The organism is Enterococcus sp. 3H8_DIV0648, from assembly GCF_002140655.1.
In the GTDB taxonomy this organism is placed as follows: domain Bacteria; phylum Bacillota; class Bacilli; order Lactobacillales; family Enterococcaceae; genus Enterococcus_A; species Enterococcus_A hulanensis.
In genome coordinates this window covers 2,465,776-2,475,350 of sequence record NZ_NGLG01000001.1, presented here as the reverse complement: position 1 = coordinate 2,475,350, position 9,575 = coordinate 2,465,776, and the positions used below count along the sequence as shown (strand labels likewise).

At 43.2% G+C, this 9,575-nt stretch carries 12 protein-coding genes; 9 read left to right on the top strand and 3 right to left on the bottom strand.

Translation table 11 applies throughout. The annotated features are described in order from the left end of the window. Positions 1-144: 144 nt before the first annotated feature. The 4 genes from A5875_RS11360 (at position 145) to A5875_RS11345 (ending at position 3,637) form a co-directional block, all read left to right on the top strand. Complete coding sequence (locus A5875_RS11360) at positions 145-1,164, top strand: hypothetical protein (RefSeq protein ID WP_088933690.1); 1,020 nt, start codon at positions 145-147, stop codon at positions 1,162-1,164. Between the two features lie 43 nt (positions 1,165-1,207). Continuing rightward, the gene (locus tag A5875_RS11355) at positions 1,208-1,651 is read left to right on the top strand and encodes a DUF2922 family protein (RefSeq protein ID WP_088933689.1); all 444 of its coding nucleotides are present in this window, start codon (positions 1,208-1,210) and stop codon (positions 1,649-1,651) included. Positions 1,652-2,006: 355 nt separating this feature from the next. After that, positions 2,007-2,933, top strand: a complete 927-nt coding sequence (locus A5875_RS11350) for a sulfurtransferase (RefSeq protein WP_088933688.1) — start codon at positions 2,007-2,009, stop codon at positions 2,931-2,933. Further along, complete coding sequence (locus A5875_RS11345) at positions 2,933-3,637, top strand: TVP38/TMEM64 family protein (RefSeq protein WP_088933687.1); 705 nt, start codon at positions 2,933-2,935, stop codon at positions 3,635-3,637. Before A5875_RS11350 ends, A5875_RS11345 begins: the two co-directional genes overlap by 1 nt. A gap of 53 nt (positions 3,638-3,690) precedes the next feature. Here the strand turns inward: A5875_RS11345 and A5875_RS11340 are convergent, their stop codons facing one another. Further along, positions 3,691-4,809, bottom strand: coding sequence for an alpha/beta hydrolase family protein (locus tag A5875_RS11340; RefSeq protein ID WP_176244663.1), 1,119 nt, complete (start codon positions 4,807-4,809; stop codon positions 3,691-3,693). A gap of 155 nt (positions 4,810-4,964) precedes the next feature. Here A5875_RS11340 and A5875_RS11335 point away from each other — a divergent pair, with 155 nt between their 5' ends. Beyond that, positions 4,965-5,552: a TetR/AcrR family transcriptional regulator gene (locus A5875_RS11335; RefSeq protein WP_176244662.1), complete on the top strand. Its 588-nt coding sequence runs from the start codon at positions 4,965-4,967 to the stop codon at positions 5,550-5,552. Positions 5,553-5,596: 44 nt separating this feature from the next. On the opposite strand, the gene A5875_RS11330 is transcribed toward A5875_RS11335, so the two are convergent. Further along, positions 5,597-6,511, bottom strand: a complete 915-nt coding sequence (locus A5875_RS11330; RefSeq protein ID WP_088934680.1) for a DUF975 family protein — start codon at positions 6,509-6,511, stop codon at positions 5,597-5,599. A gap of 181 nt (positions 6,512-6,692) precedes the next feature. On the opposite strand from A5875_RS11330, the gene A5875_RS11325 reads away from it, so the two are divergent. The 3 genes from A5875_RS11325 to A5875_RS11315 are packed head-to-tail and all read left to right on the top strand — an operon-like array spanning position 6,693 to position 7,851. Then, a complete protein-coding gene (locus A5875_RS11325) occupies positions 6,693-6,905 on the top strand; it encodes a helix-turn-helix transcriptional regulator (protein WP_088933684.1) in 213 nt (70 codons plus the stop codon). After that, the gene (locus A5875_RS11320; protein ID WP_088933683.1) at positions 6,906-7,289 is read left to right on the top strand and encodes a hypothetical protein; all 384 of its coding nucleotides are present in this window, start codon (positions 6,906-6,908) and stop codon (positions 7,287-7,289) included. Between the two features lie 28 nt (positions 7,290-7,317). Then, the gene (locus A5875_RS11315; protein WP_088933682.1) at positions 7,318-7,851 is read left to right on the top strand and encodes a helix-turn-helix domain-containing protein; all 534 of its coding nucleotides are present in this window, start codon (positions 7,318-7,320) and stop codon (positions 7,849-7,851) included. An 82-nt stretch (positions 7,852-7,933) separates the two neighbouring features. Here the strand turns inward: A5875_RS11315 and A5875_RS11310 are convergent, their stop codons facing one another. After that, positions 7,934-8,179: a DUF3592 domain-containing protein gene (locus tag A5875_RS11310; RefSeq protein WP_088933681.1), complete on the bottom strand. Its 246-nt coding sequence runs from the start codon at positions 8,177-8,179 to the stop codon at positions 7,934-7,936. Positions 8,180-8,358: 179 nt separating this feature from the next. On the opposite strand from A5875_RS11310, the gene mreC reads away from it, so the two are divergent. Then, positions 8,359-9,207: a rod shape-determining protein MreC gene (gene mreC, locus A5875_RS11305; protein ID WP_088933680.1), complete on the top strand. Its 849-nt coding sequence runs from the start codon at positions 8,359-8,361 to the stop codon at positions 9,205-9,207. Positions 9,208-9,575: the final 368 nt, after the last annotated feature.

The window sequence follows — 9,575 nt, the reverse complement described above, 5'->3', positions numbered from 1 at the left end:
GACGGCATACGAGATTCATGAGCGTCTCGTGGGCTCGGAGATGTGTATAAGAGACAGCATTTAAGGGGTGCTGACGAAAAAATAAGCGATTGGTTTTACGTTTCGTCAGAAAGATAAATACATAAAATAGGGAGTGGAGAGTATATGCAAACGCAACGACTAGGCCAAAGACAATTATTCAATATGCTGACAGGTAACCTTGAAAAACGAATCATCAATCTATACAGCGAGAAAAAGGATGCTTCGACGGTGATCGAGTACGTGATCACCGTCCTTGTAAGGGATTCTTTGTCTGCTGCTGGTTTTTCTTTGATTTGTTGGGAGCTGATCCGAGAGATCTTTCTTAGCGGGGAGCCTAGTGAGGCACTGCGCCGTTTTAGCGCCTTTTTTGAAGGTTATTTTGACGCGGCTGAATGGAAAACGGTCGTTGCGCGTTTGTATAAGAATGAAAAGGATTATCTGGCTGCTACCGAGGAGGCTCGTTTATATAGAGGCTATTTGAAGGAAAAAGATCCGACTCGAACGGATGAATTGGCGAATCATCAATTCATTCTAAAATCTGTCTTCATGGGTGCGAATGGCCGTAAACATACGTGGACGTTGAAAAACGCCCATCCGACGAAGAGTGACGAAGAACTTGCAGGAGCATTAAAGATTCTTCCGCTGCTGTCGATTTTTGAGACGAATGGCGTTCGCAAGTTTACTGAATTTGTCGAGTTTACTCGTCATGCGACCGTGGCTGATCTGCATTACGCAGAAGGTCAAGAGGAGGAAGAAGCTGGTGAGGAAGGCTCTGTCAACAGTGGGACGGAAACGGAACAAGCGGCTCAAGGAAAAGTGATGCAGAATACAAATCGGAAACAAAAAGCTAGTGATGTCCTTCCAAACGAAGACCGCTCGGCTGGCGATCCGAACAAGGCGCAATCATCAAGCAATGCTGCGCCTAAGAAGACGACAAACAAGACCGATCCGCCGACAACCGCAACTCAGTCTGATAAGAACCAGCGAGCCAGCAACCAAAAGCCGCCGAAGTCAGCCAAGGGCAATCAGAAAAATAAGGAAGGCTATTTGGAAAAAACGCGGGAACAGATCGAGGAGGGGCGAAATGAGCGAAAGGTTAGCCAGAAAATCGCTAAGTTCCTCAAGAAAAGGGGTAAAAAGTAGCAGAACGCTATTTTTTAAAATAAAACGTAAAGAAGGATGAAAAATGAGAAAGATAGTCGCAACTTTTAAAAACGGCGAGAATAAAACCCATTGCTGGTCTTTTGACCAGGTGGAGCCGGATGAATCAGGGGCTAAAATCCGTCAGGCGCTGGAACGCTTGACCACCAGCAATATTTTTGACGAAGCGGGCATCGAGATCTTTAAGCAGGTGCTGGATGCGAAGTTTGTCGAAACCATCGAAACGGTGTTGTTTGGGGAAGTAAGCGCCAAAGACAGTGAAGAAGCAGAGGGAATCCAAGCGCTCGAACGGCTGTTGCCAGATGAAGCCGCTGCTCGAAAGCTGGAGCTGACGCAAAAGATCGATTTGCTTTTTGAACAATACTCAGCCGGGATGAAGCTGAAAGGGTTTCGCTTTGAAGCTGTTGCAGACGATTTAGACAGTGAATCTGACAAGGAACCAGAGGTATTCTTGCGCGAACTTGACTAATGACGTGTTGTAAAAAGATAAAGCGTTTTATATACTTTAATAAGGGCAAGAACGAGCAAGAGGGGAGGGAGCATTTTGAATTTTCATCGGTGATTGTGAGTAGCACTCTGCCTTAGAGTCTCTAAGAATGTGAATTTAAAATTCTCCTCCCCGACGAAGCTTCTTTTATCATCAGTCTAATCATACTGAAGGGAAGTCGTTTGGGAACATAGTGGGGTATGTTTCTTTGTGTCATTTGACATGTGCAGCGAAAAATATCGTCAGATTGATGGATCGCGGCGCAAAAAGAGGGAGATTCCTGGACTTCGACAGGAACGTCGGAGTCAACAAAAACGACAAATGAATGGAGAAGATGATGAAAAAAACAATTATTGGACTGCTGGCGTTCGTTACTTTGGGCTTGGCGGCTTGCGGTGGCGGCGGTGAAACGACCGATTCGATCAAAGCAGAAAAGAAAGATTCCGCCGCTTTTACAGGCGACTACATCGTGAATGCCGATTACGTGAAGAAAAATTTGGATGACATTATTTTGATCGATGCCCGCGGCGAAGAAGAAGCGAATAAAGGGACCGTCAAGGGTGCGACCGCGATCGGTTGGCAGAACTTGGCTTCTGTTGAAGAAGGGGCTTCCGGCGATGAAAAATGGGGCTTGGTTCTGGAACCGGCTGAGCTTGCCAAACGCTTAGGCGAGCTGGGTATCGCAAAGGACAAAGAAGTTGTATTATTTGCCGGCGCGCAAAAAGGCTGGGGCGATGATGGCCGGATTGCTTGGGAATTATTGGCAGCGGGCTACAAGGATGTCAAAATGGTCGACGGCGGCTTTGCGGCTTTGAAAAAAGCAGGACTAAAAACGGCGATTGAAAGCACGAAGCTTGATCCCGTTGAGGTCACAATCGATTCGATCGATCAGAAGCATATTATTCGGACCGATGAATTGAAAAAAGACTATGACGACTACAAGATCGTCGACGTTCGTGAAGACAAAGAATACAAAGGCGAAGTCATGTACGGCGAAGCCAAAGGCGGACACCTGCCTGACGCGATCCATCTGCCTTTTACTGATTTATTCAAAAAAGACGGCACCTTGAAGAGCAAAGCAGACTTAACGAAGCTCTTTGAAGACGCTGGACTAGCTAAGGACGATCAGATCGTGACCTATTGTACCGCAGGGATTCGCTCGGCTTACATGGAATTAGTGATGGACATGTGCGGCTTCAAGCAGGTGAAAAACTATGACGGCTCATACTATCGTTGGGCAAAAGTCGAGGACGTAGAAAAATAATGGCTAAAATAAAGAAACGCACGCTGGCGCGGATCGTATTGATCGCATTGATCCTGCTGGCAGTGGTTGGCTTTTACTTCGTTCCGGGCATCCGCTCGAAGGTCACGCAGGTTCTGATGCTGTTTCGTTCCATGAGTGTCGAGAGTATCGTAGGATATCTGCGCTCCTTTGGTGTTTGGGCAGTCGTCATTTCCTTTCTGCTGATGATGTTCCAATCGATCATCGCGCCATTGCCGGCCTTTTTGATCACCTTTGCCAATGCGGCCGTTTTCGGCTGGTGGCAGGGCGCCTTGCTTTCATGGACGAGTGCGATGGCCGGGGCGCTGGTCTGCTTTTATATCGCGCGGATCGCAGGCCGAGATCTAGTGGAACGGCTGAACAAAAACTTTTCACTGGATACACTGGACGCGTATTTTGATCGTTACGGCAAGCACACGATTTTGATCTGCCGCCTGCTGCCGTTTATCTCCTTTGACTTTATCAGCTATGCGGCAGGACTGACGGCGATCAAGCCGATCCCCTTTTTGATCGCAACAGGGATCGGACAACTGCCGGCGACAATCGTGTACTCGTATGTCGGCAGTAATTTGACCGGCAGTACAAAAACCATCCTATTTGGCTTATTGAGCATGTTCGCGTTGTTTATCGCAGTCTATGTCTTTAAGCAGATTTATCAAGGACGACAGGCGAAGGGGAATAAGTAAGTGAATAAAACACAAATATCCTACACAATCATTCTGTGCAGGATATTTGTGTTTTATTTCAAGCGATCTAAAAGCCAATCGATTCCATAGGTGCAAGTTTTCTGTGCTTCGCTATTGCCGCAATGAACATTTCCGGGAATCTCGTAATATTCCTTATCCTTGCTGGAGCAATTTTGATAAATGGTTTTTGCGCCAACTGTACCGATCACAGGATCTTCTGTCGTATGCTGAACTAAAACAGGGCAGGTGATATTCTTAAGAACATCATCAAGGTTCATTTTGTGAGAAATCTCCTCTGCCTCATCTAAGCTCTCAACATTGAATTTATTCAAGAAATTGTACATATAAAATTTATCGATACCAGCAAAGCTGTGCATCGTCAGCTGATCCAGTTGTGAACAACCGCCTCTGACAACTAACCCCGAAAACTCTTCTGGATATCGGCAAGCTGCGCTAGTTGCTAGATACCCGCCAAAGCTCACGCCGGCAAGTCCAATTTTATCCCCTAAATCAGGATGGCCCTTTATATAATCAACGATCGCTAAAACGGCGTCATCATAATTCGTTTCAGTCAGATAGAGGTCGCGATTCAAGTTACATTCACCTTGTCCGGGTCCGTCAAAGATGATGGCAGCGGCTCCGCGATTCAGTACGGTTTCGGCGATAATGAAATTCTCTTCTTTAAATCCAGTCGCACCAACGACGCAGATCACTACCGGAACATCCTTTGGCGCATTTTCGGGAATCAATAAGTAGGCGGGCATTTTTTTGCCATCAAAAGGGACTTCGATATATTGCGTTTCGCCATTTTTCATTAATTGTTTGCTGCGTTTAAAGCTATCCACAAGTTTTCCATAGATGCGATATTTTTCCTCATCAACCGATTTGATGCCATAGTCGCCTAAGCGATAAAGGGCATTTGCATTAAAGTAGTACTCACTAGCAGTTTCCAAGTGACCGTTTTGCTCATTTTTTTCTGCATAGGAGAAGGCCTCGTCTCCTAGTCGTTCGCAAACGTTTACAAAATCTTCTGCATCTTCCTCAGGAATTTTCTCTAACGTATCGCAATTGAGTTCAGTGGCATTCATCATCTTGATGAAATCCTCTGGCGCCATTTTGCCGCCTAATATTCTGCCGATATCTTGTGCGGGTGGTCTTCTTCTAATAGTCATCTCGTCTTCTCCTTTAGTTGATTTTATTGTTTGTTCTATCCAGTACATTGTACTATACTGAAATAGTACAATGTACTGGAGGCGTTGTCAAATTGTTTTTTACTTTTTTTCAAGATTCGATTATGATGAATGAAATAGAAAAATTGAGGGTGCTTATGACGGATAAAAAGACTGCTATTTATGAAAGTGCGAAGGAATTGTTTGTACAAGAAGGGTATAAGAACGTGTCGTTGCGAGATATCGCGGAAGCGGCTGGTACAACGATCGGTAATTTGACCTATCACTTTCCTAAAAAAGAAGATTTGCTACTAAGGATTCAAAAGGAACTTTACGAGGAGTTTTTTTCTGTGTTCGATAGTGACATCACGCAGGAAAATGCACTAAATGTGTTGTTGGACTCTTTTCGTGAGATACAGGAAATCCGTGAAAAGAATCGATTTTACTACGAGTACATTGTAAATATTCATGAGGAATTCTTTAGTATGAAAGAGGAATTGCTGAAGTTTAGAAAACGATTGACGAGCTTTTATCAAAATATTTTTCGAACATTGGTTGAGACAGGGACCATGAGAGCTGATCTAGCGGCTGCGAATTATGATCATTTAGTTACTACGATTTCTTATCTTACTTATACGTGGTACCAAGTAACGACACCTTACTATGATGATATGGAGAATTTATCCTTATCAGAAACCTTAACTTCACTGATTCAGCCGTATTTGACGGGTAAAGAAATGAAATAAAAAAGTCTTGAACGCTTTTTATGAGCGTTCAAGACTTTTTTTGCTTAGGCTTCAACATGCTGCTCTACATAATGTTCATAGAGCGTATCTAAAAATTGAATCTCCGTCACGTTTTGATAAGGCATGACATAGAAATTCGTGAGCTGGAAGGCAGCGAGCATATTCCAAAAGAAGAAGGAATAACGCAGGATCAAAAATTCCATTTTGTAGCCGTGCATGATTTGACGGCTCAACAAGATCGCATCCGAAGCGGTCAATGTGTCATCCTTTTCCAATAGGTAGTTGGTCATGGCGTAGGACGCGCTTTTTACGATCCCCGGAATGACGAACAGCAGCGACCAAAGGAAGGTATAGATCGCGATCAAGACGTTTGCTTTCAGCACGCGATTTTTTTGTGCCTTGAGGAAATAAGCAAAAATCTGCAAACCATCCGCCCGATTGCCTCTCAATGTATGAATCGCGCACCATTGCAGGACAGCCGTAGACAATGCCGAGATCAAAAACATCAGGATCAAGGCAGCAATCATCACCAAGAACCACCATAGGATTGAAACACCAGAAAACGGACGAGCGTAGCTGGAGCCGTAGTCGTAATACTCATAATAATCATAAGGACTAAATAGATTAAAAAGGCTGCTGGTAAAAAAGCGCACATAGGCGAATTGGAAAATAAACCCTGCGACAATATTCGCGCCAATCAGCAGGATAATCGTTTTGCACCATTCACCATATCTGCCGGATAATTTCTTTTGAGCATGCTTTTTAATTTCCGCCCGTGTGATATTCAAGCCTTCCGCTTTTTCTAACTCTAATTCAAATGGTTCGTTGGTAGTTGCTTGAACGAAGGGATTGCTGCTGCCGTCTTCAGTTGGCGCACCTTGTTCTAAGCTATAACCGCAGGCCGGACAAAACTTCGCATCCGTTCGTAATTCCGCACCGCAGTTGGGACAATATTTCATTTCTCCACCCTTTTCCTTTTTCATTCAGTATCATCTAGTAATTATCATTGATCAGGCAACGTTCGTCAACAAGCGGACCATAAAAGATTTCACAGAGCCCACCACTGGGGAATTCCCGCTTTACTCCCCGAGGTCAATGGCTTATCATTTAGTAAAGATATCTTTACTAGGAGCGAAGGACTTGAGCGTTGTAAATCATATTCGAAAAATCAGAGAAGAAAAAAAGATTCCGCAAAAAGCAATGGCGGAGGCATTAGATGTTTCGCGTCAAACAATGACAGCGATCGAAAAAGGCAAATATAATCCTAGTTTGGAGCTTTCATTGAAAATCGCGGCATATTTTGAGATGCCTTTTGATGAAATATTTTATTTAGACAAGGGGGAGAAGGAATAGATGAGTTTTTTCCGAGTAACGGGAGTGAATGCTTTTATTAGTGGTGCACTATTGATTTTCGCATTGCTGTCTACGTATGCAATGGGTTCATCACTTTATTTTTTAATCAAAGAAATATTTAAGAAGAACGATGAACTGGTAAGAAAAATCGTCTTTGATGCCATGGCGATGAGCTTTGTGATAATCGTGCTTTTACACATCGTGCAAATGATTATCCGAGTGGTTCATTTTAATAAAACCGGACAAGATATCAATCTAGTTGTAACACCAGGATTAGCGATTTATCTGCTAGGCGAAAGAAGTTTGCACCTTGAATCCGTTGGTGTAGACTTAGGGATCTTTGCGATATGTCTATTGATCAATCGCTTGCGTTATCGACTTTAGGCAGAGTAGGGCAAAAGGAGGAAATCTTGTGAAGAATGTCTTAGCTATTTATTTACAAAAGCATGGACTAACCAGAATCGATCTTTTAAGAAGCGGAAAACTATCGGAAGCGCAATTAGCTAGGATCAGTAAAAGAGATCCGGAAAAGTATTCCGCTAAAACATTAGACACACTGGCAAGAGAATTGAACGTCAACTCTGATGAGCTTTTGGCGGATTTGAAAAATATCCGTGACAGCCAAGAACTGTATGAAGTGACAGATGCGAATGAACTGAGACAACGAGTGAAGGAGCAGGAAGAAGAGTTTCTGGTCAAAGGCGATTTACGCGAACTTTTGAAGGAAATCAAACGCAGTCAGGTTTCTGAAATGGCAGAGACAGGTTTTGACTTAGGCTCTGGCGGATCGGGATCATTGGGAGCACGCGGTGTTCTACGTGTAATCAATTTCTTTGAAGAAGATTCAAAAACAGAAAACTTAAAGCAAGACATCGCCCAGCTGTACACGATTAAGTTTATTGACGACGCTGCCGCAAAACTGCGCTTGAAGCAATTGGATTATTAATCATTAAGAACACCCGCAAGCCTTGAGAATAAGGTTGCGGGTGTTTTGCTGTGTCTATATGCTGAGCAGTAATTGTAGAGCATTATGCGAAGCGTGGTGATATCCTCTTGATCTTCGTTGGATCGTTTTTGTCATATCTGATTTTTACCGTGTCGCCGACCTGATACCCTAACGGAACAGTAATGCTTTTTTTGGCGATGTGTTTGACGCCATCGATTACATAAGATACGATGGCAAATTTTACATTCCCAACGACAACTTTTTCTGGTGCGACGGTCACGACTTCTTCGATAGTAACAGTCGTTTCAACCGTTTCTGCTTTTTTCATTTCAATCACTCCTTAAAGTAATTATACTACTGGTCAGCAGCTAGCGACATTGCCGATAAATAAGTCCTTCTTCACTAAAAAAAGAAACTAAAATCAGCAAAAATCTACCATTCGCGCTTCTTAATCCCACCGTTTACTGGTAAAATCCATTCTATATAGCAGAGTTCGGAGGTTCCTAAGTGAGAAAGTTTAGCACCAGTAAGAAGAATATCATCATACCAATTGTTATCATCGTTGTGGGAATTGTCTCGCTTATAGCGATATATCAGCCCAAGAACAGTGAGGGAAATAACGTTCAAGCGGTGGTCAACGACACGATCGCATCCGTCAATAAAGTCATCACTGCCCCAAAACGTTGGCTTAACAACCGCACAAAATCCGTTTCTAATCTGACCAGTACGTACAAAGAAAATCAAAAATTAAAAAACAAGGTTCATCAGTCCGATGATCTAAAACAGCAGGCGAAGAATCAAGCACAAGAAATCGAACGATTAAAAGCGGAGGCGGAATTAAATCAAACGCTGGCGAATTATGAAAAGGTTTCCGCCACGGTTATCACTCGTTCTCCTAAAACGTGGCAGGATACGCTGATCGTGGACAAGGGGAGTGACGATGGGGTTCAAAAGAATATGGCGGTGATGTCGCAAAAAGGATTGATCGGCCGCGTGATGGATGTGGATGCCCATTCAGCCAAAATCCGGTTATTAACCTCTAACAATAAAAGCAGCAATCATTTTTCTATAAAAATCAGTTCAAAGAACGGAGATTCTTTAGGCGTTCTGAATAAATACGATGAAGAGGCCGAGCAATTGATTGGTTCGCAATTCAGCCGAGAAAAAGATATTAAAGAAGGCGATGTTGTTAAAACTTCCGGTCTAGGCGGAAATTCCCCAGCAGATCTGGTGATCGGGAAAGTCGTTAAGGTTAAAACAGACAGCTATGGAATGAATCAGGAAGCCCATATCAAACCCTATGCACAAATGGACGATATTTCTTTCGTGACGATTATCCAAGGAATGGCGGAATAGGATTAGATACCTTGCGCCAAGTGCATTTGCGAATTCTGGAGGAAAATCTGGATGGAGAAACAACATAAAAACTTTTAGTCCTTTCACTTTTCTTTTGCAGTCACAAATACTCAGTTTGCACAGCTCTTTTCTGGTGAATGGAAATCAGAAGAGGATGCTCAGCTAGTTGAGTTTCGACAAAAAAATGATTTAGTTGTACTTGAGATCAATAGTGACAATGATTATGAATAAAACAATGAAATAACTAAGAGCAAGCTCTCTTACTTTTGAGTAAAGAGCCTGCTCTTTTTTTGGTATTTCCAGAGTTCAGCTATGATACAAAAAAACACCCAAATCCTTGATAACCAAGGACTTGAGTGTCTGTAAGA

What these genes read in the sequence shown, in the direction of transcription:
- A5875_RS11360 (WP_088933690.1), top strand. Translation starts at nt 145, where the DNA reads ATGCAAACGCAACGACTAGGCCAAAGACAATTATTCAATATGCTGACA.
- A5875_RS11355 (WP_088933689.1), top strand. Translation starts at nt 1,208, where the DNA reads ATGAGAAAGATAGTCGCAACTTTTAAAAACGGCGAGAATAAAACCCAT.
- A5875_RS11350 (WP_088933688.1), top strand. Translation starts at nt 2,007, where the DNA reads ATGAAAAAAACAATTATTGGACTGCTGGCGTTCGTTACTTTGGGCTTG.
- A5875_RS11345 (WP_088933687.1), top strand. Translation starts at nt 2,933, where the DNA reads ATGGCTAAAATAAAGAAACGCACGCTGGCGCGGATCGTATTGATCGCA.
- A5875_RS11340 (WP_176244663.1), bottom strand. Translation starts at nt 4,809, where the DNA reads ATGACTATTAGAAGAAGACCACCCGCACAAGATATCGGCAGAATATTA.
- A5875_RS11335 (WP_176244662.1), top strand. Translation starts at nt 4,965, where the DNA reads ATGACGGATAAAAAGACTGCTATTTATGAAAGTGCGAAGGAATTGTTT.
- A5875_RS11330 (WP_088934680.1), bottom strand. Translation starts at nt 6,511, where the DNA reads ATGAAATATTGTCCCAACTGCGGTGCGGAATTACGAACGGATGCGAAG.
- A5875_RS11320 (WP_088933683.1), top strand. Translation starts at nt 6,906, where the DNA reads ATGAGTTTTTTCCGAGTAACGGGAGTGAATGCTTTTATTAGTGGTGCA.
- A5875_RS11310 (WP_088933681.1), bottom strand. Translation starts at nt 8,179, where the DNA reads ATGAAAAAAGCAGAAACGGTTGAAACGACTGTTACTATCGAAGAAGTC.